Source organism: Shewanella sp. ALD9, from assembly GCF_002836315.1.
Taxonomy (GTDB): domain Bacteria; phylum Pseudomonadota; class Gammaproteobacteria; order Enterobacterales; family Shewanellaceae; genus Shewanella.
Genome location: NZ_PJCD01000003.1, coordinates 1,198,651 through 1,222,441 on the forward strand (window position 1 = coordinate 1,198,651; position 23,791 = coordinate 1,222,441).

A 23,791-nucleotide genomic window follows, 5' to 3' on the forward strand; every position below is an offset into this window, starting at 1 on the left:
ACTCCAGTGATCTCACGGTGTACGTTGAGAGCACCTCAACTCATATCTGCTATTTTAGATCTAACATCTACTATTTAAATTATAAATAGTAGGGTATTAGAACTATTCATTTGTTCAATTTAGATGTTGCTATTAGCATAGTCAAGTAGATTCGGTGCAGTACAAAAAATGGCTAAATATACGCTAAAAGCATTCATTATTAACATCTACTACAGATATTCGAAAATAATTCAATATTGCTTTCAAGGTTGTTAAACGTAGATTAACGACAATCCAAACAATAAGTTAAACAGTGAGTTAATTTTTTACTTTTGTATCGAACCATCATTTTAATCAGTTAGAGACCTAATATGGCAGCAATTTATTTGATTCGACACGGGCAGGCATCTTTTGGAAGCACTGATTACGATCAACTGTCAGATAAAGGTAGCCAGCAAGCGACAATATTAGGTCAGTACTGGCGCGCTAGGGCTATCCCCAGCAAGTTTTATAGTGGTGATTTATTGCGTCATGGCCAAACGTTAACCAGCTTTGTAAAAGGATACCAAGGTGAATCAACACCCATGATTATCCATTCTGGCTTTAATGAGTTTGACCATGTAGATATTTTAAAAAAGTACAATGACCAGTGGCAAAACTTTGCAGAAATGAGTCTAGAAATTAGTCAACGTAATGAACCGAATAAAACGCTACAAAAAGAATTTTCTCAAGCACTCAGTCGTTGGATTGCTGGTGATAAAGATCATGAATACAAAGAGAGTTGGCCACAATTTAAAGCGCGTTGTATTCGGGCTCTGCACAATATTATTGAACAAGAATTAGCAAAAAAGCGTGAGATTACCACCGCTGGAAATAACACAAAAAAATCAAAAGACATTTTAGTGTTTACTTCAGGAGGGACTATTTCAGCAATCGTGCAACACATTTTACAATTGAACGATCAGCAAACATTAGCCTTGAATCAGCAGGCTAGAAATACAGGTGTCACTAAACTGTTATTTTCTGAAAACATGTTGAGTGTTGATTATTTTAATAACTACAGTCACTTAGAGCAGGCTGGCGATGACTGGGTAACCTTTAGGTAATCACGAGGCTCTTTAGCGCTTTGAACCATTAATCAAAAATATAAAGGAAAAAACATGAACAATGTCAATTTGTTTGATTTAACAGGGAAGGTTGCCTTAGTGACTGGTGCAAGTCGTGGTATTGGCGAAAGTGTCGCCAAACTATTAGCTCAGTACGGTGCTCATGTGATTGTATCAAGTCGAAAAATTGAAGCTTGCCAGATAGTGGTTGATGAGATTGTTAAAGCCGGCGGCAGTGCACAAGCCATCGCGTGTCACATTGGCGACATGGATCAAATAGAGTCGATTTTCGCCGCCATTACAGAGCAACATGGCAAACTAGATATTCTGGTGAATAACGCTGCGGCTAACCCATATTTTGGTCACATTATTGATACAGACTTAATCGCCTTTCAAAAAACCGTCGACGTTAACATTCGTGGTTACTTCTTTATGTCGACTAAAGGCGCAAAATTAATGAAAGACAGTGGCGGTGGTTCAATCATTAACGTGGCGTCTGTTAATGGTGTTATCCCAGGAGATTTCCAAGGTATTTACTCTATTACTAAAGCGGCTGTTATTTCAATGACTCAAGCATTCGCAAAAGAATGCGCCCAATTCAATATCCGCGTGAATGCTCTATTACCCGGCGGAACAGATACCAAGTTTGCTTCTGCGTTAGTTGATAACCCAGCCATTTTGAAACAAATGATGCACCACGTGCCAATGAAGCGTGTGGCTCAACCAGACGAAATGGCCGGCACTGTGTTGTATCTCGCATCTAACGCATCAAGTTACACCACAGGTACCGCCATCAATGTCGACGGCGGTTATCTGATTGGGTAATGGATTGATTATTATCAGAAAAAATAGATAAATAAAAAACTATAACACGCTAGGAAATACTCATGAACAGCGATAAAAACACCAGTATCGATAAGTTATTTGAATCATTCAGCACTAAATCGTTGTCACTCAAAAATAAAACCGTCATGGCGCCGATGACCCGTGCGTTTTCACCTAATTATGTCCCTAATAAAGATGTTGCAGCATATTATCGCAGACGTGCTGAAGGTGATGTGGGATTAATTATCACCGAAGGCACCTTTATTTCTCATAAAGCGGCCAACGGTTATGAAAATGTCCCCGCCATATTCGGTGAAGAAGCATTAGCAGGCTGGAAATACGTGGTTGATGAAGTGCACGCCGCAGGTGGCAAAATTGCTCCACAGCTTTGGCATGTAGGTTCAGTGAGAAAACCCGGTGTTGGCCCAGACAAAGAAGCACCAGCCTATAGCCCGTCAGGTTTATATAAACCCGGTGCAAAAAATGGCGTTGCGATGACCCAAGATGATATCGATGAAGTGGTTGCCTCATTTGCACAAGCCGCATTAGATGCTAAAAATATTGGTTTTGATGCTATCGAAGTGCACGGCGCGCACGGTTACTTAGTGGATCAGTTCTTTTGGGAAGGCACTAACCAACGTGATGACCAATACGGTGGTTCGTTAGAAAATCGAACTCGCTTTGGCGTTGAAATTGTTAAAGCCATTCGCGCCGCAGTGGGTGAGGCGTTTACGATTATCTTCCGCTTTTCACAGTGGAAACAACAAGATTACAGTGCAAAACTGTGTCAAACCCCTACAGAGTTAGCCACCTTTTTAGGTTTGCTAAGCGATGCTGGCGTCGATATTTTTCATGCCAGTACCCGCCGATTCTGGGTACCAGAGTTTGAAGGTTCAGATCTTAACTTAGCAGGTTGGACCAAAAAGCTCACTAATAAGCCCGTCATTACCGTTGGCAATGTAGGGTTAGACGCTGACTTTATTGGTGAAGGCAATGCCGATTTATCTGGCACGTCTAATCCAACTGGCATTGATGAGTTATTAGTGCGTTTAAATAATGACGAATTTGATTTAGTCGCAGTTGGCCGAGCCTTGTTAGTCGATCCGCAGTGGGTCAATAAAATTAAACACAAAGCCATCGCGGAGATTAAACCGTTTAACAAAAAATCATTAACGTCACTCAGTTAACGTTTGCTGATCTGCTTGAGTCTTAATTGAAATATTAAGCCTCACTCTAGCACTGCTATTACACCGTAATGACCAATAGAAGGGTAGAACATGAATTTTGAATACAGTGAAAAAGTTCAAGCATTAATCAAACGTGTAACCGATTTTATGGATTTGAACGTGTTTCCGGTTGAAGAAGAAATGCACCGACAGGTAGAGCTTGATCCTTGGTCAACGCCTCCGTTAATGGAAGAATTAAAAGCCAAAGCGAAAGCAGAAGGATTGTGGAATTTATTTCTGCCTGTGGCGTACGGCAAATACAGTGCAGGATTGACCAATTTAGAATATGCACCACTGGCTGAAATTATGGGCAAAGTGATGTGGGCATCTGAAGTGTTTAACTGTGCGGCACCCGATACCGGCAATATGGAAGTATTGGCTAAATACGGTAATGATGCACAGAAAAAACAATGGCTAGAGCCATTACTGGAAGGCAAAATTCGATCCGCATTTGCGATGACAGAACCAGAAGTTGCCTCAAGTGATGCGACTAATATTGAATTAAGCATTGAACATGATGGTGACGAGTATGTCATTAATGGCCGCAAGTTTTACATCAGTGGCGCGTGTCGTAAGCAATGCGAAATTATGATTGTGATGGGCAAAACAGACCCAACCAACAGCAATCGTTACATTCAACAATCACAAGTGCTTGTGCCAATGAACACCCCGGGCGTGACGTTAGTGCGGCCAATGAAAGTGTTTGGTTATAACGACGCTCCCGAAGGTCACGGCGAAGTGACATTTACCAATGTTCGCGTGCCGGTTGAAAATATTATTGTTGCTGAAGGCAAAGGTTTTGAAATTGCCCAAGGCCGCCTTGGCCCTGGACGTATTCATCACTGCATGCGTTCAGTTGGTATCGCTCAGCGCGCATTAGATTTAATGTGTAAACGCGTTGGTGAACGTATTGTGTTTGGTCAACCGATGATCAAGCAACAGTCGGTTCGTGAAGACATTGCTAAATCCGCCTGCCAGATTGAACAAGCCCGCTTAATGACCTTAAAAGCGGCGCAAAAAATGGATACCGACGGTAATAAAGCCGCCAAAGAACTGATTGCAATGATCAAAATTGTCGCGCCGAATATGTCACTTGATGTGATTGACCGTGCTATTCAGTGCCATGGTGCTGTGGGTGTGAGTCAAGACACCTTCTTAGCACACGCATGGGCTGGACAACGTACTTTGCGTTTAGCCGATGGTCCAGACCAAGTGCATATGATGCAGTTAGGCCGTGATTTAGTGAAAAAGATTGCAGAGTAAATCGATACGTTGCAGACATTGAGCAACAGATTGAAACGCATTTGCGTTTCAATCTGAATGCCGTGTCACCAATCAGATGGCAATCATTGAGTCATAAAATTGGATCGTAAACACTGATTCAAGCTGACTAATTTTAATGACTGCGATCCAATGACTGCGATCTAATGACTAAGAATAACAACAAGAGTATTGCTAAATGCCCCAAGTATTATCAATTAATAATCAACAGCTGACTGCTTACTTAGAAAATCAAGTTGAGGGTTTTGAAGGCCCGATTACCTTAGAAAAGTTTGCCGGCGGTCAGTCTAATCCAACATTTAAAGTCACCGCAAAATCGGGTGTGTATGTATTACGCCGTCAACCTTCAGGCAAGTTATTAAAGTCTGCTCATGCGGTTGACCGAGAGTATCGGGTTCTTAATGCATTAAAAGACAGCGAAGTTCCGGTCGCAAAAGTATTCCATCTGTGTGAAGACATCTCTGTTATCGGTTCGATGTTTTACTTAATGGAATATTGCGATGGCACCGTTTATTGGAGCGCATCGTTAGCTGAGATTGGCACCAATGAGCGCCGCTCAGCTATGTATAACGAAATGAACCGAGTATTAGCTGCATTGCACAGTGTTGATGTGAATGCGGTTGGCTTAACTGATTATGGTAAAGCAGGAAATTATTTTGAGCGTCAATTAACTCGCTGGACATCACAGTATCGGTTGACCGAGCTTAAAAAAATACCCGCGATGGACCAGCTAAGTCAGTGGCTTGAAGATAATTTACCCGAAGATGATGGCCGAGTGTGTTTAGTCCATGGCGACTTTAGATTAGACAACATGATGTTTGCCAAAGATAAGCCACAGGTTATTGCGTTGCTCGACTGGGAATTATCGACATTAGGTCATCCATATGCCGACCTTGCTTATCAATGCATGCAATTACGTATGCCAGCAGGAATGGGCAGTATTGATGGTTTAAAAGACGTCGACCGTGGCAGCTTAGGCATTCCGACTGAACAAGAATATGTCGATTTATATTGCCACCGCATGGGCATTGAACGGATTGAAAACTGGGTGTTTTATCTTGCGTTTAGTTTCTTTCGTTTAGCGGCGATTGCCCAAGGAGTGGCAAAACGCGCTGCAGAAGGCAATGCATCAAATGAACATGCTAATAAAGTGGGATCGTTCGTTGAACCGCTTGCACAAATGGCGTTGCAGGTTGTCGCACAAGAGAAATAATAGCGTTCTATCAACGACATCTACCGTGATAACGCGACGTTAACACTCATTTTAATCTTTAATACTTAATACTTAAGATTTAAGCTAAAAACAAAATGATAAAAAATTGATAAACAGACACTCAATATAACAATAAGACCATCAATTACAGGAGTTACTCGCATGGATCCATTATTAGACTTTACGGGCAAAGTCGCCGTTATTACGGGCGCAGCACAAGGTTTTGGTAAATTATTGGCCGAAGAGTTAGCCAAACGTGGCGCTAAGTTAGTCATCAGTGACATTAACGAAGCTGGCGTGCATCAAGTGGCAGATGCTATTGCCGCGACCGGTGCTGAAGTGGTCGCAATGAAATGCGATGTGTCCAAAAATGAATCTTGTAAAGCGATGGTCGATACCGCGATTGAATATTTTGGTCGAGTGGATATTGGCGTCAATAATGCCGGTATCGCGCACGAGTTTATGCCGCTGCATCACATTGACGAGTCCATTATGGACAGCCAATTTGCTGTCAACGTCAAGGGTGTGCAATTTGGCATGCGTCATCAAATACAACAAATGCTTAAACAAGGCGAGGGCGCCATTCTCAATGTCAGTTCAATGGCCGGTTTAGGTGGCGCTGCTCGAGGCAGTGCTTATTCTATGGCAAAACATGCTGTTATTGGTTTAACCAAGACGGGTGCAGTTGAATACGGCCGCGAGAATATTCGTATTAATGCAATATGCCCATTCTTTACCCTAACGCCGATGGTGACCAACTTTGCTGACGAAGAAAAGCAAAAGAAAATGGCCCGTGGCGCGCCAATGAATCGTTTAGGTGAGCCAAAAGAAATCGTCGCGGTGATGTTAATGATGTTATCACCCGCCAACACCTATATGACAGGACAATGCATTGCGGTTGATGGCGGCGTGTCAGCGTTTTAAGCCTCAGTGGGCAGTCAGCAAATATTTGTCACTATCCATTTAACAATACATTGTGAGCAGATGTCATGACATCTGCTCAGTAACAAGATAAGAAGAGACTATTATGCCTGCAACGTTAATGAATGAACGCGATCTTGAATTTATGCTTTACGAACTGTTTGACAGTGAAGCGTTAACGAGCCGAGCGCGTTATCAAGATCACGATCGCCAGACCTTCAATGAAGTCGTCACCACGGCTAAAGCGATCGCAGAAAAATACTTTCTTCCTATCCGTCAAAAACTTGATACTCATCAACCAACATTTGATGGTAAAAAAGTGCATATCATCCCAGAGCTTAAAACCGCGATAGATGCGGTTAATGAGTCTGGTATTGGTGCTGCAACAGCTGATTATGATTTGGGTGGTATGCAATTACCCCCGATTATCGCCAGTGCAGCAGCCTCATTTTTGAGTGTGGCTGGCGGTGTGGGTATGGGTTACAACATGTTAACCACAGCCAACGCCAACTTGTTGCAAGCACATGGCAGTCAAGCACTGATTAACACTTGGGTTAAACCCATGCGTGAAGGCCGTTTTATGGGCACCATGGCCATGACGGAACCGGGCAGTGGCTCAGCGTTAGGCGACTTAATTACCAAAGCGGTAAAGTCGGACGACGGTACTTATCGCATTACTGGCAATAAAATTTATATTTCAGGCGGCGACCATGATTTAAGCGAGAATATCGTTCATTTGGTGTTAGCACGAATTCAAGGCGCACCAAAAGGTGTTAAAGGTATTTCGTTATTTGTGGTACCTAAGTTTTTGCTTAATCAAGATGGTTCCGTCGGTGAAGACAATGAAGTGGCTCTCGCTGGGCTATTTCATAAAATGGGTGGCCGCGCGCAAACGTCTACTGCACTGAGTTTTGGTGAGAAAAATGGTTCAATTGGTTATTTAGTCGGTGAAGAACATTGCGGTTTAAAGTACATGTTCCACATGATGAATGAAGCTCGCATTATGGTGGGTACCAGTGGTGCGGTATTGGCTGTGGCCGGTTATCAATATTCAGTCGATTACGCTAAAAACCGTCCGCAGGGTCGACTACCCTCGTGTAAAGACCCGCAATCCCCAATGGTCAACATCATTGAACATGCTGATGTAAAACGCATGTTATTAGCACAAAAAGCTTATGCCGAAGGGGCAATGGCGTTAGTGTTGTATGGGACTCAATTAAGTGATGATGAGCGTACTGCAGACACCGTTGAACAACGTGAGCATGCCCATACCTTATTAGACTTTTTAACCCCAATCATTAAAACCTGGCCATCTGAATATGGCCCTAAAGCTAACTCTTATGCTATTCAAGTTATGGGCGGGCATGGTTACATCAATGAGCATCCAGTTGAGATGTTCTATCGTGATAACCGTTTAAATCCGATTCATGAAGGCACCACGGGAATACAATCGTTAGATTTGATTACCCGTAAAGTGCCGATGAATAAGATGCAGGGTTATAAAGCAACCCTACATGAAATTGCCCAAACCATTGAGCAAGCCAAACAATACGACAGCTTGAGCGAATATACCCAGAAGCTAAGCGAAGCGGTAGAGACATTAACGCTGACAACTGAAGCGGTACTCAACGGCATGGCGACGAAGAACATCGACTTAGCCTTAGCCAACTCAGTTAAGTATTTAGAGTTGTTTGGCCATGTGATTATTGCGTGGTTATGGCTTAAGCAAAGTATGGTTGCCACCAAAGCCTTAGCACAGCAACCGCATCAAGCAGATGAGTTTTTCTATAAAGGTAAGTTACAGGCATCGCAGTATTTCTATCGCTTTGAATTACCCAAAATTGCGGTGTGGTCATCTCTGTTGATGAGTACTGACAGTACCAGTTTTGACATGCAAGCCGACTGGTTTTAACCTAAATTGAATGATGTCCAAGTTGGTCATAGTCATCATAGGTTATCACTGACTGAGCTGAGTTATTTATACGTAGGTCGATTCCCTAGATGAGTATTACCAGTCAGACTTTGCCTATAGTTGGATTTTGATTCGCGAGGTAATTTCTCAATTCTAGCTAGTATAAATCCTTTATTATTAGCGCATTACTCATTAATTGGGTAATGCGTTTTTGTTATAATCTCCCTGACGTATTACTTCCTTTCAACACGCTAGACTATTCATATTGCGAATGTCTTGGTATTAAAACTATTCATTTGTTTAATGTGCCCACCCCAACTAGCATGAGATATCGCTTAAATTTCATTCATGGACAGTACCTGAACGTACAAGAGGAAAGGGAACAATGCCGACAGTCATCAATCGTAACGACATCACAAACTATATTGGCTTCCAAGCCGAGCCAACAAGCTGGTATCAAATCACTCAAGATCAGATTAATCAGTTTGCGGATTGCACACTGGATCATCAGTTTATTCACGTAGATGAAGAAAAAGCCAAAGCCACGCCTTTTGGCTCGACCATTGCCCATGGCTTCCTGTCACTTTCCATGCTGTCACATTTTGCTGAAGAATTTAGCGTCATCATTGACGGTTTTTATATGGGCTTGAATGCCGGTTTCGATAAAGTGAGATTTTTACAACCGGTTACCGTTAATAGTCGCATTAGAGCACACGCTAAAACTCTTTCGATTGAAGAAAAGAAACCAGGGCAGTTCCGTTTATCAACCGAAGTGACCATTGAAATTGAAGGTGTTGATACTCCGGCATTAGTGGCTGAGTGGATTTCTGTGCAAATGGTTAAGTAGATTTCTATCATTTGTCACCTTCACATGAACACAAAACAACAATAAAAAATCAAAAAAAGCGTTAAGGAAACATTATGACGATCAGTTTTGCAGGACAAGTAGCCATAGTCACAGGTGCCGGTAATGGTTTAGGTCGCTCTCATGCGTTGGAACTCGCCAGACGTGGTGCTAAAGTGGTGGTAAATGATTTAGGTGGCACACGTGATGGAAGCGGCGCATCTTCTTCAGCATCGCAAGATGTGGTTCGTTTAATCGAAGAAATGGGCGGTGAAGCCATTAGTCATGGTGCAAACGTCGCTAATTTTGACGAAGTGCAAGACATGGTGCAACAAACCATGGACAAGTGGGGCCGCGTTGATATTTTAATCAATAATGCTGGAATTTTGCGCGATAAGTCGTTTTCTAAAATGACCTTAGATGACTTTAAGTTAGTCATGGATGTCCACGTGATGGGCTCGGTTAACTGCACCAAAGCAGTGTGGGAAATCATGAAGCAGCAAAATTATGGTCGTATTGTGATGACCACATCGTCAAGCGGCATGTACGGTAATTTTGGTCAGTCTAATTATGGTGCAGCCAAAATGGCCGTGCTTGGGTTAATGAATACCTTAGTGCTTGAAGGTGCAAAAAATAATATCCACATCAATGCGCTAGCTCCCACTGCGGGGACGCGTATGACTGAAGATTTAATGCCTGAAGAAATCGTTAAAGCCTTCGCGCCAGAAGCGGTAACTGCGGGGATGTTGACCTTGTGTGATGAACACGCGCCAAACCGCTTTATTTTATGTGCCGGAGCGGGTGGTTATTCAAGTGCCAGTATCTTTGAAACAGAAGGTTGTTTTATCCCTAAAGCATCACAAACCCCAGAAACGGTGCGTGACAACTGGGAGAAACTCACTGCGCAAGATAATCAAAAAGCGTTGAAATCTGGTGCTCAACAAGGCGAGAAGTTTGTGATCAAGGCGATGGCATTTATGAAATCGCAGCAACAGTAAATGATTCTAATGTAGGTTGAGCTGTTTCGTTAACTGTTCTTGTGATTATGACTAATACTTAGCTCAACCTCAAAACCTGATTAAATACATGTCTTAGAAGACATATAAACAAGGAATTATTATGAGAGAAGCCGTCATTGTATCTGTAGCGAGAACCCCCATTGGTAAGGCGTACCGCGGTGCGTTTAATGATTTATCTGCTCCAACATTAGCTGCAGTTGCTGTTAATGCAGCCGTTGAGCGTGCGGGTATTGACCCAAATGAAATTGAAGATTGTATTTTTGGTGCTGCACTAACTCAAGGTAACCAAGGGATGAACTTTGGTCGTCAAGTGGCAATGGCGGCAAAACTGCCTGTGTCTGTGCCAGGTATGACTGTCGACCGTCAATGTTCATCAGGGTTAATGTCTATTGCTATCGCTGCCAATTATATTGTTTGTGATGGCGCCAACGTGGTAGTTGCTGGCGGTTGTGACTCAATCAGCTTGGTTCAAAACGATAAAATGAACATGCACCGAGCGGTCGACCCAAGTGTTAAAGCTTATCGTCCAGCGATTTATATGCCGATGCTTGATACCGCCGAAGTGGTTGCTAATCGTTATGGCATCTCGCGTGAAGCACAAGATGCTTATGCATTAATCTCGCAACAACGCACTGCTGATGCACAAGCTGCAGGTAAATTTGATGACGAAATTGTGCCTGTTACGTGTACAAAATTGGTGATGGATAAAGCCAGCAGTGATATCACTAAAGAACAAGTCACCTTAACTCAAGATGAAGGTAATCGTCCTTCAACCAATATTGAAGGCTTAGCGGGTTTAAAAGCGGTAAAAGATAACGGCTCAATTACTGGCGGTAACGCATCGCAACTGTCTGACGGTGCTGCCGCTGTTGTGGTAATGGAACGAGAACTCGCTGAGCAACGCGGTCTTAAGCCGTTAGGTGTTTACCGAGGCATGGTGGTTGTAGGTTGTGAGCCAGATGAAATGGGCATAGGTCCAATTTTTGCCATTCCTAAGTTGCTTGAACGTCATAGTTTGAATATTGATGACATTGGTTTGTGGGAAATCAATGAAGCGTTTGCGGTTCAGGTCATTTACTGTGCAGAAAAATTGGGCATTCCATATGATCGTTTAAACGTCGACGGGGGCGCAATTTCTATTGGTCATCCTTATGGCATGAGCGGTACTCGTATGGTGATGCACGCGTTAATTGAAGGTAAACGTCGTGGTGTTAAATACGTCGTGATCAGCATGTGTATTGGTGGCGGTCAAGGTGCTGCAGGTTTATTTGAAGTGTTGTAAAGCTGGGTGTAGGTTAAAAATAACAATAATAATCACAGCAGCCGGTAATGTAGGCTGCTGATAATTTTGTAATAATTGGGGATAGTATTATGGAAAGGATTTGGTTAGAAAAGAGTTATCCGCCTGGGGTTGAGTTTGAAATCGATCCAGATAAATACAACTCATTGGCAGATTTGTTTTTAAAATATACCAAGTTATATGCCACGAATACGGCATTTATCAACATGGATGTTAGCATTACTTATACGCAGCTTGCCCAGCAAGCAACTGACTTTGCAACCTATTTACAGCAAGACTTAGGTTTAGTGAAAGGCGATAAGTTTGCCATCATGATCCCCAATACACTGCAATATCCGATCGCATTATTTGGTGCACTTATTGCGGGATTAACCGTAGTGAATGTCAATCCACTCTATACCGCCCGTGAGTTAGAACATCAATTAAAAGACTCAGGCACGAAAGGCATATTAATTTTAGAAAACTTTGCTCATGTATTACAGGCCGTCATTGATAAAACCGATGTTAAACATGTTATCACCACTGGGGTGGGTGACCGATTAGGTCTTATTAAAGGCGCATTAGTCAACGGCGCGATTAAGCACGTGAAGAAATTGGTGCCAGCGTTCGATTTACCCAATGCGGTTAAATTTAATGACGCCATGGCAAAAGGCAGTAAAAAAACCTTTATACCAGTTGACGTTATCGGTTCTGACTTAGCCTTTTTGCAATATACTGGCGGCACTACAGGTCCATCAAAAGGCGCCATGCTAACTCATCGTAATATGGTTGCTAACCTTGAACAGTCAAATGCGGTTACCAAAAACGTCTATGAAATTGGTAAAGAGCTGATTATTACCGCATTACCGCTTTATCATATCTACGCGTTAACGTCTAATTGCTTAGCCTTTTTACCTTTTGGCGGCACCAACTTATTAATCACCAATCCAAGAGACATGGCCGGCTTTGTCAAAGAACTGGCTAAATATCGCTTTACTGTGATTACAGGTGTAAACACCTTGTTTAACGGATTATTGAATACTCCAGGATTTGATCAACTCGATTTCAGTGCATTAAAGATGGGCTTTGGTGGCGGAATGTCAGTTCAGCGACCAGTTGCAGAACATTGGGAGCGAGTCACTAAAAGCCGTTTACTTGAAGGCTATGGTTTAACGGAATGTGCACCTTTAGTGACAATGAGTCCTTATAACCAAAAAAGCTATAATGGCTCGATTGGTTTACCGGCATCATCAACCGATATTCGTTTAGTCGGTGCAGATGGTGAAGATGTGGCATTAGGTGAACCAGGTGAGATGTGGGTTAAAGGCCCACAAGTGATGAAGGGATATTACAATCGCCAAAAAGCCACTGACGAAGTGTTAATCGACGGCTGGTTAGCCACCGGTGACATTGCCACCATGGACGAGAATGGTTTCTTTAAAATTGTGGATCGCAAAAAAGACATGATTAACGTGTCTGGTTTTAACGTGTTCCCTAACGAAATTGAAGAAGTAATTGTGTCGCACGAAGGGGTATTGGAAGCTGCCGCTGTGGGCGTGTCTTGCGACATTACTGGCGAGCGCGTCAAAGTGTACATTGTGCGTAAGGACCCAACATTAACAGAACAAGATATTTTTGATCACTGCAATAAAATGCTCACTAACTATAAACGCCCTAAAATCATTGAGTTTATGAATGAATTGCCTAAAAGCAATGTCGGTAAAGTATTGCGTAAAGATCTTCGTAATCAGTCACAAGCGTAAAATAACAAGAGCTGCTGTCGGCATGTATTGCGACAGTCCAATAATAAGAGTCATATGTTAGAAATATACGCTGGTGAAACGGCTTTAAAATCGATACAACAACAGGGTTTTTCTCCAGATTTATTCAGTTCTTTCCTTGGTGCAAGTGGTGGACCTAAATGGTTCACCTTGCTGGGATTAGACAAATACCTTTTTGGGGAATTCTTTAAAGGCAGACAACAACCTTTAAACCTTATTGGTTCAAGTGCCGGTGCATTTCGCGCCGCGTGCTTTGCCCAAAATAACCCTGTCGCGGCGATAGAACGCTTAGCCAAAAATTACAGTGAAACCGTTTACTCTAATGATACTAAACCGCAACCGGATGAAATTACTGCTAAAGCAGTTGAATTACTCGATGAGTTATTTGGTGACAGCGGTGCAGATGAGATTATCAATAACAAAGTCTTTAAAGCCCATTTTATTGTGGCTAAATGCAAAGGGCTGGTCGCTTCAGAAAATAAACTGCTGCAAGGGGCTGGCTTATTCAACAGTTTTGTCAGAAATTCCATCAGCAGACCTCTGCTTAACAGTCAGTACGAACGCTACATCTTTCAACATGGTCAAAGCGATTTGGCGATTTATGATCCTGACAATATCGCCACAACGTCTATGGCATTAAGCCAGCGTAATATCAAAGCAGCGCTATTAGCGTCTGGCTCGATTCCTATGGTGATGCAAGGCATAAAAGACATTGCTGACTGCCCTCAAGGTATGTATCGAGATGGCGGAATTATTGACTATCATTTTGATTTTAATATTCAAAATGAAGGCTTAACTCTGTATCCACATTTCAGCTCGACATTAAAGCCGGGTTGGTTTGATAAAAGCCTGTCTCGCAAAGTGCGTTTGCAACACTACGACAAAACTGTGCTCCTGTGCCCATCCGCTGAATTTGTCGCATCATTGCCGTTTAGCAAAATCCCCGACCGTAGTGATTTTGTCGAAATGAAACCGACGCAGCGCTTAGAGTATTGGCAGCAGGTGTTTGTGGAAAGTGAAAAGCTAGCCGAGCATTTTAAGCATTTTTATCAACAGCAAAATATTCACAGCATTAAAAGTATTGAGCAGTTACTGGCTTAACGGCAATAAGATTTCATTTTTGGATATCAATTAAAAACGCGTCATTACTATGTTGACGTTAACTCATTAAAAAAGGATTTAAACATGACCACATACAAAGCCATTAACTTAATCGCCCGTCCAGAGGGCGGCCCAGTCGGCCCTGAATTATTCGAAGTGGTCCAAAAAGACATGCCGAAAGTGGCACAAGGGCAATTTTTGGTAAAACAGAATCATATGTCACTGGATCCTGCCATGTTTGGTTGGATGAGCGCAGACACCGAAAGCTATATTCCACCAGTTGAGTTAGGTGATGTGATGCGCAGTTCTGGCATTGGTGAGATTGTTGAAAGCAATCACCCTGATTTTAACGTGGGCGACCGCGTAATGGGCATGATGGGCTGGCAAGAATACTTTTTAAGTAATGGTGCAGGGTTAAATAAAGTCACCGCGCCATTACCAGACGAAGCTATTTTATCGGTATTCGCCTTACCTGGCTTAACAGCAACACAGGGACTTTTCAACGTAGGTAAACCACAAAAAGGTGAAACTATTGTGGTTTCTGGCGCGGCAGGTTCTGTTGGCTCTATTGTGGGGCAGCTTGCTAAAGCAGACGGACTAAGAGTGATTGGCGTTGTCGGCAGTGACGAAAAAGCAGATTGGATCGTAAATGAGCTTGGTTTTGACGGCGCAGTTAATTACAAAACCGATGATATTGCAGCAAAGCTTGCCGAGTTAACCCCAGATGGCGTTGATGTGTATTTTGAAAATACTGGCGGCCCAATTCAGCATCATGTGTTTGCCAGAATGAACGCCCATGGGCGTATTGTGGTATGCGGCATGATTGCGGATTACCCGAAAACAGTGCCTGATTTAGGCCCTAATTGGATCCAAGTGATTAAAAAGCGCTTGATTATCCAAGGTTTCACCATGCCAGATCATTTCGGTGATGTGCCTGCATTACTTGAAAAATTAACCCCTTATGTGATGAAAGGGCAAATTAAGCATCGTGCCCACGTATTAAATGGACTTGAGTCTGCAATGACTGGCTTGAATTTGTTTTTTACTGGTAAAAACAAAGGCAAGTTAATCGTCAAACTGTAAGTGTTATGGCTATCAGCAATCGATAAGCCTTAGTTATTAATGGGGCATAACGGAGCTTAGCAACCAGATAACCTCGCCAAATAAAGCCTAATAGCACCGTCAGCATTGTGTTATTAGGTGTGTTATTAGGTACGTTATTAGGTGCGTTATTAGGTGAGTTAACGTTGGCAGTTCAGTTACATTCACATTCATTTTCCAAGTCAGGCGATATATATGAGCGACATAAAAACCCATTATAGAAATTGCAATATTTGTGAAGCCATGTGTGGCTTGGAAATAAAATATCAAGACAAACAAATTTTGTCGATCAAAGGCGATCAGCTCGATCCCTTTAGCCAAGGTTACAACTGCCCTAAAGCATTGGCGCTGGAAGATTTTTATACCGACAAAGATCGCTTAAAAACCCCAATCAAACGTACCGATTCAGGTTGGCAAGCCATTAGTTGGGATGACGCATTTAGTGAAATCACCGCTAAGTTCAAAAGTATTCAACAGCAACATGGCAACAATGCTTTAGCAGTTTATTTAGGTAATCCTAACGCCCATAGCCTAGGCAATGCGTTAGTGCTTAAACCTTTTATGAAGTCATTAGGCACGGTCAATCGCTTTAGCTCAGCTTCGGCTGATCAATTACCCCATCATGTAGCGTCTAACTTTATGTTTGGTGCAGGTATGCTAATTCCGGTACCGGATATTGATAGAACTGACTTTATGTTGATCATTGGCGCAAATCCGGTGGTATCGAACGGCAGCATGATGACCGCGCCAAACGTCATTGGGCGAATGAAAGCGATTCAAAAGCGTGGCGGAAAAATTGTTGTAGTCGATCCGCGCAAAACCCGCACCGCTAACATTGCTGACCAGCACTTATTTATTCGACCTGAAAAAGATGCCCTGTTATTACTGGCATTAATTCACTGTGTGTTTGCCAATGATAAGGTCAATTTACGCCATTTAGAGAACATGGTTGAAGGATTGGATGATGTAGCTAAGCTTGCCAAAGGTTATTCGCCAGAAGCGGTAGCAGAGTTTGTCGGTATTGATGCCGCTAGTATTCGTACGCTTGCAGATGACATGACGGCGGCCGAATCTGCGGTCTGTTATAGCCGCATGGGCGCCTCGACTCAAACGTTCGGTGGCTTATGTTTATGGCTCACCAATGTACTCAATATTATTACTGGCAACTTTGACCGCGCCGGTGGGGCCATGTTTCCACAACCTGCGTTTGATTTATTACGTAATCATAAACGAGGCCATAAAAGCTCATTTGGTCAGCATCACACTCGTGTTCGTCAATTGCCATTCTTTAATGGCGAATTCCCGGTGGCAACCTTAGCAGAAGAAATACAAACCGAGGGTGAAGGGCAGATTAAAAGCCTCATCACGGTGGCGGGTAATCCTGTATTGTCAGCGCCCAGTGGTCATAAATTGGCACAAGCCTTTGCTGGGCTTGAATACATGGTGTCGGTAGATATCTATTTAAATGAAACTACCAAATACGCAGACATTATTTTACCGGGCACTACAGGAGTCGAGAACTCCCACTTTGATATTTTCTTTAATTCATTTTCGGTGCGAAACACGGTGAAATACTCAGCACCATTATTTGAAAAACTGCCAGAACAACGCAGCGATTGGCAAATTCTAAAAGAGATTTCAGCCAGAATGCTAAACCTGCCTGCCGATGACCCAATGCAAAAAGTCACCCCAGAGATGATACTGGACATGGAACTCAAAAAGGGCCCGTATGGTGAACAAGGCATCAGCTTGCAAAAGTTAATAGACAATCCGCATGGTATCGACCTTGGCCCGTTAATGCCCTGTATTGAACAACGCATTAAAACCGCAGACGGTAAGGTTAATTTATTCCCACAAGTGTATGTCGATGACTTGCCTCGTTTAGACGCGATGATGACACCAACTGCACGCGACAAGGCTTATCCATTTGATTTAATCGGTCGCCGATTAGTGAAAAGTCATAACACCTGGACACAGAACTCGCAGCGCTTAACTAAAGGTAAAAACCCTTGCACTTTAGAAGTGCATTCTGAAGATGCAAAAAAATTAGGTATTGAGCAGGGACAAGTGGTAACGGTGACTTCCGCTGTTGGAACAATCAATATCGAAGTGGTTATTACTGACGATATTCAACAAGGTGTTGTGAGTATGCCGCAAGGGTGGGGCCATAATCAGCAAGGCACTAACATGTCAGTGGCATCTGCGCAGCCTGGCGTGAGCATTAATGATTTAACGGATGCCGCTAGAGTTGATATGCTAACAGGAAATGCAGCATTTAATGGAACGCCGGTTGCCATTAACGTGGCTTAAAGCCAGATATATGCCCAAACAAATACATGAAAAAGCTTTGCTACGGCAAAATGACATAAATGAAAAGGTTGACCATGTTTAAAAGTACACAGAACTACATTGCCTCAAACGAGCTTACTTTAGCGGTAAATGCCGCTATTGCTTTAGAGAAACCGTTATTAATTAAGGGCGAACCGGGCACGGGTAAAACCCAGTTAGCAGAAGAACTTGCTCGTTCTCTTAATTGTAAACTGTATCAATGGCACATTAAGTCGACCACCAAGGCGCAACAAGGTTTATACGAATATGATGCTGTGTCCCGTCTACGTGACAGTCAGTTAGGTGATGCGCGTGTACACGACATCGGTAACTATATCGTTAAAGGTAAGCTATGGCATGCGTTTGAAGAAGAACAAAGACCGATATTGCTGATTGATGAAATTGATAAAGCGGACATCGAGTTTCCTAACGACTTGCTACAAGAACTCGATAAAATGGAGTTTTATGTGTACGAAACTCAACAGGTTATCAAAGCTAAACAACGTCCCATTATCATCATTACCTCTAACAACGAAAAAGAGCTACCAGATGCGTTTTTAAGACGGTGTTTTTTCCATTACATTAAATTTCCCACCAAAGATGAAATGGCAAAAATTATCGACGTGCATCATCCTAATGTTAAGCAAGACTTGTTACAGCAAGCATTAGAGGTGTTTTTCGATTTACGAGACGTCAACGGTATTAAGAAAAAACCCTCAACATCTGAATTGATCGATTGGCTTAAGTTATTAATATCGGATGATATTTCTCAAAGCACTTTGCTAAATAAACAATCAGACATCATTCCTTTGTTTGGCGCATTGCTTAAAAATGAACAAGACGTTTCATTGATTGAAAAGCTTGCTTTTATGAGCCGCAGAAACAGGTAGTGCATCGTGTTTATTGATTTTTTTCTGATCCTAAAAAAGCACAAAGTGCCTTGTAGCTTACGTGAGCTATTAGATTTGATTGCGTTACTAAAAGCTGGGGTGGTGTTTGCCGATGTGGAAGAGTTTTATAACCTTGCCAAAATTGTCATGGTTAAAGATGAAATCCACTACGACAAGTACGATAACGCCTTTGCTGAGTATTTTAAAGGCATCGAAAGTATTGATGTATTTGATAAAATTTTGCCCGAAGATTGGCTAAGAAAGGAGTTTGAAAAGCACCTTTCTCAAGAAGAAAAAGACAAGCTTAAATCTTTAGGCGGGCTTGAAGCATTAATGAAGGCGTTAAAAGAACGTCTAGAAGAACAGAAAAAACGTCATGCAGGCGGCAATAAATGGGTTGGTACAGGCGGCACATCTCCGTTTGGTGCTTATGGCTATAACCCTGAAGGGATTAGAGTCGGCCAAGATAAAAACCGTAATAACAGTGCCGTGAAAGTGTGGGATAAGCGCGAGTTTAAAAACTTCGACCAAGACCGTGAACTGGGTACTCGAAATATTAAATTGGCACTTAAAAAACTCAGAAAATTTGCCCGCACTGGGGCCAGTGAAAAACTGGATATTAATACCACTATCAGTTCAACCGCCAAGAACGGCGGAATGTTAGATGTTCACATGGAACCGGAACGTCACAATGCCGTTAAAGTGTTGATGTTTTTCGATATCGGCGGCTCGATGGATGATTATATTCATACATGTGAAGAGCTTTTTTCTGCGGCGCACAGTGAGTTTAAGCATTTAAAATTCTTTTATTTTCATAACTGTGTGTACGAAAATCTCTGGCAAGATAATAACCGCCGCTTTGATAAAGTGATTAATTTAGAAGAGATCATCAGAACATTTGGTGCCGATTATAAAGTCATTTTTGTCGGTGATGCGACTATGGGGCCTTACGAGATTATCGCTAAAGGCGGCAGTGTTGAACATTGGAATGAAAAGCCCGGCATTGAATACATGAATCGATTGCTGGGGCATTTCAATAAAGTGGCATGGCTTAATCCACAACCGGAAAATCGCTGGCCAATACATCATTCTATTTCCATTATTCAACAGTTGCTGAACAATAAAATGTATCCGTTAACGGTTGATGGAATAGGACGGGCGATTAAGGATCTGAGTTAATGTCAGTTCGTTGCATGCAATGAACTGACGCCGTGACGTCAACATTCAAGGTTCAGTGACAGTCAGCAATGTGGCTTATTTAGCGCGAGGTTACATTACTCAGACAATATTGATAGAAAACACAATAAGGAAGGGAATTAATATGGATTTTTTACGCACCGACGACAGTTGTTTCGCCAATTTACCTGATTACCATTTTACTGCGAATTACTTAACCGTTGATGACACTGAGGGTGGTGAACTGAGAGTCCATTATCTTGATGAAGGCCCTAAGGATGCCGCACCAATATTGTTATTACATGGTGAGCCGACCTGGGGCTTTTTGTACCGCAAAATGATCCCCATTCTTGTTAAAGCCGGTCATCGTGTTATTGCTCCTGATCTTATTGGTTTTGGTCGCTCAGATAAACCGACAAACCGTAACGACTATACTTATCAACGTCATGTCGATTGGATTAAATCACTGATGCTGCAACTTAATCTCACTAACATTACCTTGGTTTGTCAGGATTGGGGCGGATTAATTGGTTTACGTTTAGCGGCTGAAGAAAGCGAGCGATTTGCACGGGTTGTTTGTGCCAACACCATGTTACCTACTGGTGACCATGAGCCAGGTGAAGCATTTAAAAAATGGCGTCAGTTCTCACAAGACGTTGAGATATTCCCAACGGGCAACTTAATTAACAGCGCTTGTGTATCGACTTTACGTGCTGAGGTTATTGCTGCGTACGATGCGCCGTTTCCAGATGAGCGCTACAAAGAGGGCGCGCGTCAATTCCCATTATTAGTGCCAATAACGCCTGACGATCCTGCTGCAGATAAAAACCGCGCCGCGTGGAAAGTATTGTGCCAATGGCAAAAGCCTTTTTTAACCGCGTTTAGCGATTCAGATCCGATTACTGCGGGTGGCGATGCCTTGATGCAAAAACTCATTCCAGGAACAAAAGGGCAAAAGCACACCACTATCGTCGCTGCAGGGCACTTTTTGCAAGAGGACAAGGGCGAAGTATTGGCCGACGTTGTAGTCAACTTTATTGCTGATAATCGTTAAGGGTCTATTCAACATTAATGATTAAGCCGTGCTGAGTGACAATATTAGGATTCGTTTAATAGTGAATAAAGGATAACCATGCTGTATCAAGGAGTGTCACTCATGTTAGCCCCGTTGTTGGTGTTTCAGGGGCTTAAGGTTCGCCGCACTACGCCAAGATTACCGGAACCCGAGGGCGAGCGTGTCGGGCAAACTGGGCCCAATCCTGCGTTGAGTTTGCTTATTTTGGGCGACTCAGCCGCTGCAGGAGTGGGAGTTACAATTCAACAGCATGCATTATTGGGACAGGTTATTGAGCTATTAAGTCCTCAACTCGAGTTTAGTTATGGCTTATTTGCTAAAACAGGTTCGACAACATATACCACTTTACAAGCCTTACAACAGCAGATTGATAACGCACATCCCATACTCGGGCAAAAGCATTACGATGTCATCGTGACATCGTTAGGGGTGAATGACATTACCTCATCAATCAGTTGCGAGAAGTGGTTGCTGCAACAAAAAACGTTATTTGAACTGATTACAAAGCGATACAGGCCCAAATTGATATTGGTCACTGCGTTACCGCCTTTGGGGCTATTTCCTGCATTGCCTCATCCACTTCGTTGGAGTTTAGGCCAGCGAGCAAATCAATTTAATCGCCAATTACAGCAATTACTTATTAAATTAAATCAACAAGTCGACCAATCCACAAGTTTCAGATTAATTAAATTACCATTAGAAAACCCACAACCTGACATCACTATGCTGGAGTTTATGCGTCAAGTGATGGCTACCGATGGGTTTCACCCAGGAGCCCCGATTTATAATGCATGGGCAAATTTGGTTGTTGAGCAAATAGTTGGTGGTATTAAATCTGACGGTATTGAATAAAATAGGTATTTTCTCATGTGTTGCTGCCTATTATGAGTCGGATATATGGCCTGCGGCCACTAACGTCGTGGCGCTTCACCCACACCAGACCAAGAGGAAACCAACGGCTGTTCCCTTTTTACTCTTTATAAAAGAATTGGCCCAGCCGCACCGCAACATTTTCTCTATTTACAAAACAACAGCTGCGAAAAGATCGCCATGGGATTTATCTAGCTTTGAACTTCGTTTGTAGACTGCTTTGGTCCATCTGTAATAAGGAGTGAAAATGCTAACGCTTCCGATGGGAATCTGATGTGAATGGATTCACGAATGTCGTGATGGCAAGGTCAATGATGTTCCCGACATCATAATGACATTCCCCATATCCATATGGGTCAGATGCCAAAGAACGACCAGTACCGCGAAAGCTAAGCTCGCATCTGATAAGCAGGATGCCTGAATGCCTTGTAGCACATGGTCAATGATGTTCCCTACTCCTAATGACATTTCCAATATCCTTATCGGTCAGATGTGCGAGAAAGGCCATGTGAGCATCACGCATTCTTGTATAAAGAGTCTTCAACGTCCTCAAGTTCATAGTTAAACCCGTCCATTTTAAATTATGGCCGGCTGACTAATTTATGCCCCATTCCTTGCTAGGGATGCCAATTCGTCAATTTCAACTTACTGAATAATTTTCAGTATATTCGGGTAATAAAGGTTTGCTCGTCATCCACAAAAGCTACAAAGCCGCCGTGATAGATAAATACCCGACCATGCCCCTCAACTAAGCAGGCAAGCTGTGGGTCCAAATCTTCTTCGTTACCCTGTCTTTGATATGTACCGATATCGGTGATTACGCCGCTGAGAGTAGGCAAATATCTATAAGTTCGCTTTGCCTGATCAACCAGGTTCAATTCGCTGGCGGTAGAGAAGCAAGAGGGTATCGTACCTGCTTCTTCGATAAACATAGTTTTCAGTTCTTCAAAAGCTGTGATAACTAGCCAGTCGATGCCGTTAACATGATGGATAAACATTGAGTTTCTCGGTAATTCTGATGCGGAGATTTTAACATTATCAGGGCAGAACATAGTAGAGATTTAGTAATTCTGTGCAATTTACGGTCATTCACTAGGCCACCTTGAAACACGTCTTTGCCCCAAACCTTGTTTAAGATATGGCCTGCGGCCACTAACGTCGTGGCGCTTCGCCCACACCAGACCAAAAGGAAACCAAAGGCTGTTCCCTCTTGGATCACCCAGCCGCCCCGCAACATTTTCTGAAAAGCGAAAAGGTCGCCATGGGGTTAAATTTAACTTTGACCTGCATTTGCAGACTGCTTCGGCCTTATTCGAAAATACTAACTATTGTGGCTTAATGAATCTGTACACCGATTGAGGTAAACTTCCCTTAAGATAAAACGGTGTAAAAAAGTAATGAAAACTCAACCAACTTACTCAACAGAATTTAGAATAGATACCGCTAACCTTGTGATTAAACAAGGTTACACCATCCGAGAAGCTTGTGATGCAACTGGCGTAGGCCCGACAGCGATTAGACGTTGGGTAACCCAGCTAAGACAAGAATTTGAAGGTATTACTCCATCAGCTAATGCCATCACTCCCGAACAAAAACGAATTCAAGAGCTTGAAGCGCAAATTAAGAAAATTGAATGGGAGAAAGATATCCTAAAAAAGGCTACCGCTCTCTTAATGCAAGACAACATCAAACGATAGTGTTAATTGAATCGTTATCGAGAGAGCAGAACATCGTCAAACAGCTTTGCCATTTATTTGAAATACCGCGAAGCAGCTACCATTATCATCTCAAACATCGTGGATTAGTGAAGCCTGAACGTGAAAAACTGCGCCAGCAAGCGATTGCAATCCACCGTGATAGTCGT

At 42.7% G+C, this 23,791-nt stretch carries 20 protein-coding genes; 19 read left to right on the forward strand and 1 reads right to left on the reverse strand.

Annotated elements, in window-relative coordinates; genetic code table 11:
• Positions 1 to 350 precede the first annotated feature (350 nt).
• The 18 genes from CXF88_RS12720 (at position 351) to CXF88_RS12805 (ending at position 21,909) form a co-directional block, all read left to right on the forward strand.
• The gene (locus CXF88_RS12720) at positions 351 to 1,085 is read left to right on the forward strand and encodes a histidine phosphatase family protein (protein ID WP_101087171.1); all 735 of its coding nucleotides are present in this window, start codon (positions 351 to 353) and stop codon (positions 1,083 to 1,085) included.
• 54 nt (positions 1,086 to 1,139) lie between these two features.
• Complete coding sequence (locus CXF88_RS12725) at positions 1,140 to 1,910, forward strand: SDR family oxidoreductase (protein ID WP_101087172.1); 771 nt, start codon at positions 1,140 to 1,142, stop codon at positions 1,908 to 1,910.
• Positions 1,911 to 1,972: 62 nt separating this feature from the next.
• The gene (locus CXF88_RS12730) at positions 1,973 to 3,097 is read left to right on the forward strand and encodes an NADH:flavin oxidoreductase (RefSeq protein ID WP_101087173.1); all 1,125 of its coding nucleotides are present in this window, start codon (positions 1,973 to 1,975) and stop codon (positions 3,095 to 3,097) included.
• 90 nt (positions 3,098 to 3,187) lie between these two features.
• Positions 3,188 to 4,399 (forward strand): acyl-CoA dehydrogenase family protein, encoded by a 1,212-nt coding sequence (locus tag CXF88_RS12735; protein ID WP_101087174.1) that lies wholly within the window; start codon positions 3,188 to 3,190, stop codon positions 4,397 to 4,399.
• 196 nt (positions 4,400 to 4,595) lie between these two features.
• On the forward strand, positions 4,596 to 5,630 hold the full coding sequence (locus CXF88_RS12740; protein WP_101087175.1) for a phosphotransferase family protein: 1,035 nt from the start codon (positions 4,596 to 4,598) through the stop codon (positions 5,628 to 5,630).
• A gap of 162 nt (positions 5,631 to 5,792) precedes the next feature.
• On the forward strand, positions 5,793 to 6,554 hold the full coding sequence (locus CXF88_RS12745) for an SDR family oxidoreductase (protein WP_101087176.1): 762 nt from the start codon (positions 5,793 to 5,795) through the stop codon (positions 6,552 to 6,554).
• Between the two features lie 103 nt (positions 6,555 to 6,657).
• Entirely contained in the window at positions 6,658 to 8,463 is a 1,806-nt protein-coding gene (locus tag CXF88_RS12750) for an acyl-CoA dehydrogenase (RefSeq protein ID WP_101087177.1), read from the forward strand.
• A gap of 385 nt (positions 8,464 to 8,848) precedes the next feature.
• Positions 8,849 to 9,310 (forward strand): MaoC family dehydratase, encoded by a 462-nt coding sequence (locus CXF88_RS12755; RefSeq protein WP_059743536.1) that lies wholly within the window; start codon positions 8,849 to 8,851, stop codon positions 9,308 to 9,310.
• A gap of 74 nt (positions 9,311 to 9,384) precedes the next feature.
• Positions 9,385 to 10,305, forward strand: a complete 921-nt coding sequence (locus tag CXF88_RS12760) for an SDR family NAD(P)-dependent oxidoreductase (RefSeq protein WP_101087178.1) — start codon at positions 9,385 to 9,387, stop codon at positions 10,303 to 10,305.
• Between the two features lie 121 nt (positions 10,306 to 10,426).
• Positions 10,427 to 11,608, forward strand: coding sequence for an acetyl-CoA C-acyltransferase (locus tag CXF88_RS12765; protein ID WP_101087179.1), 1,182 nt, complete (start codon positions 10,427 to 10,429; stop codon positions 11,606 to 11,608).
• Positions 11,609 to 11,697: 89 nt separating this feature from the next.
• On the forward strand, positions 11,698 to 13,368 hold the full coding sequence (locus tag CXF88_RS12770) for an AMP-binding protein (protein WP_101087180.1): 1,671 nt from the start codon (positions 11,698 to 11,700) through the stop codon (positions 13,366 to 13,368).
• A 54-nt stretch (positions 13,369 to 13,422) separates the two neighbouring features.
• Positions 13,423 to 14,487 (forward strand): patatin-like phospholipase family protein, encoded by a 1,065-nt coding sequence (locus CXF88_RS12775; protein ID WP_101087181.1) that lies wholly within the window; start codon positions 13,423 to 13,425, stop codon positions 14,485 to 14,487.
• A gap of 84 nt (positions 14,488 to 14,571) precedes the next feature.
• The gene (locus CXF88_RS12780; protein WP_101087182.1) at positions 14,572 to 15,570 is read left to right on the forward strand and encodes an NADP-dependent oxidoreductase; all 999 of its coding nucleotides are present in this window, start codon (positions 14,572 to 14,574) and stop codon (positions 15,568 to 15,570) included.
• A 213-nt stretch (positions 15,571 to 15,783) separates the two neighbouring features.
• Positions 15,784 to 17,898, forward strand: coding sequence for a molybdopterin-dependent oxidoreductase (locus CXF88_RS12785; protein WP_101087183.1), 2,115 nt, complete (start codon positions 15,784 to 15,786; stop codon positions 17,896 to 17,898).
• 74 nt (positions 17,899 to 17,972) lie between these two features.
• Positions 17,973 to 18,806 (forward strand): MoxR family ATPase, encoded by an 834-nt coding sequence (locus CXF88_RS12790; RefSeq protein WP_101087184.1) that lies wholly within the window; start codon positions 17,973 to 17,975, stop codon positions 18,804 to 18,806.
• A gap of 6 nt (positions 18,807 to 18,812) precedes the next feature.
• Positions 18,813 to 19,985, forward strand: coding sequence for a VWA domain-containing protein (locus tag CXF88_RS12795; RefSeq protein ID WP_101087185.1), 1,173 nt, complete (start codon positions 18,813 to 18,815; stop codon positions 19,983 to 19,985).
• A gap of 142 nt (positions 19,986 to 20,127) precedes the next feature.
• Complete coding sequence (locus CXF88_RS12800; protein WP_101087186.1) at positions 20,128 to 21,036, forward strand: haloalkane dehalogenase; 909 nt, start codon at positions 20,128 to 20,130, stop codon at positions 21,034 to 21,036.
• A gap of 102 nt (positions 21,037 to 21,138) precedes the next feature.
• On the forward strand, positions 21,139 to 21,909 hold the full coding sequence (locus CXF88_RS12805) for an SGNH/GDSL hydrolase family protein (RefSeq protein ID WP_242445145.1): 771 nt from the start codon (positions 21,139 to 21,141) through the stop codon (positions 21,907 to 21,909).
• Positions 21,910 to 22,586: 677 nt separating this feature from the next.
• Here CXF88_RS12805 and CXF88_RS12815 read toward each other — a convergent pair.
• Positions 22,587 to 22,925, reverse strand: coding sequence for a cytosolic protein (locus tag CXF88_RS12815; protein ID WP_101087189.1), 339 nt, complete (start codon positions 22,923 to 22,925; stop codon positions 22,587 to 22,589).
• 399 nt (positions 22,926 to 23,324) lie between these two features.
• On the opposite strand from CXF88_RS12815, the gene CXF88_RS12820 reads away from it, so the two are divergent.
• Entirely contained in the window at positions 23,325 to 23,624 is a 300-nt protein-coding gene (locus CXF88_RS12820) for a transposase (RefSeq protein ID WP_101087190.1), read from the forward strand.
• The last annotated feature ends 167 nt before the right edge of the window (positions 23,625 to 23,791 follow it).

Coding starts and splice junctions, on each gene's coding strand:
- CXF88_RS12725 (WP_101087172.1), top strand. CDS start 1,140: ATGAACAATGTCAATTTGTTTGATTTAACAGGGAAGGTTGCCTTAGTG.
- CXF88_RS12755 (WP_059743536.1), top strand. CDS start 8,849: ATGCCGACAGTCATCAATCGTAACGACATCACAAACTATATTGGCTTC.
- CXF88_RS12720 (WP_101087171.1), top strand. CDS start 351: ATGGCAGCAATTTATTTGATTCGACACGGGCAGGCATCTTTTGGAAGC.
- CXF88_RS12820 (WP_101087190.1), top strand. CDS start 23,325: ATGAAAACTCAACCAACTTACTCAACAGAATTTAGAATAGATACCGCT.
- CXF88_RS12815 (WP_101087189.1), bottom strand. CDS start 22,925: ATGTTTATCCATCATGTTAACGGCATCGACTGGCTAGTTATCACAGCT.
- CXF88_RS12730 (WP_101087173.1), top strand. CDS start 1,973: ATGAACAGCGATAAAAACACCAGTATCGATAAGTTATTTGAATCATTC.
- CXF88_RS12785 (WP_101087183.1), top strand. CDS start 15,784: ATGAGCGACATAAAAACCCATTATAGAAATTGCAATATTTGTGAAGCC.
- CXF88_RS12750 (WP_101087177.1), top strand. CDS start 6,658: ATGCCTGCAACGTTAATGAATGAACGCGATCTTGAATTTATGCTTTAC.
- CXF88_RS12760 (WP_101087178.1), top strand. CDS start 9,385: ATGACGATCAGTTTTGCAGGACAAGTAGCCATAGTCACAGGTGCCGGT.
- CXF88_RS12740 (WP_101087175.1), top strand. CDS start 4,596: ATGCCCCAAGTATTATCAATTAATAATCAACAGCTGACTGCTTACTTA.
- CXF88_RS12775 (WP_101087181.1), top strand. CDS start 13,423: ATGTTAGAAATATACGCTGGTGAAACGGCTTTAAAATCGATACAACAA.
- CXF88_RS12780 (WP_101087182.1), top strand. CDS start 14,572: ATGACCACATACAAAGCCATTAACTTAATCGCCCGTCCAGAGGGCGGC.
- CXF88_RS12800 (WP_101087186.1), top strand. CDS start 20,128: ATGGATTTTTTACGCACCGACGACAGTTGTTTCGCCAATTTACCTGAT.
- CXF88_RS12805 (WP_242445145.1), top strand. CDS start 21,139: ATGTTAGCCCCGTTGTTGGTGTTTCAGGGGCTTAAGGTTCGCCGCACT.
- CXF88_RS12765 (WP_101087179.1), top strand. CDS start 10,427: ATGAGAGAAGCCGTCATTGTATCTGTAGCGAGAACCCCCATTGGTAAG.
- CXF88_RS12745 (WP_101087176.1), top strand. CDS start 5,793: ATGGATCCATTATTAGACTTTACGGGCAAAGTCGCCGTTATTACGGGC.
- CXF88_RS12770 (WP_101087180.1), top strand. CDS start 11,698: ATGGAAAGGATTTGGTTAGAAAAGAGTTATCCGCCTGGGGTTGAGTTT.
- CXF88_RS12790 (WP_101087184.1), top strand. CDS start 17,973: ATGTTTAAAAGTACACAGAACTACATTGCCTCAAACGAGCTTACTTTA.
- CXF88_RS12735 (WP_101087174.1), top strand. CDS start 3,188: ATGAATTTTGAATACAGTGAAAAAGTTCAAGCATTAATCAAACGTGTA.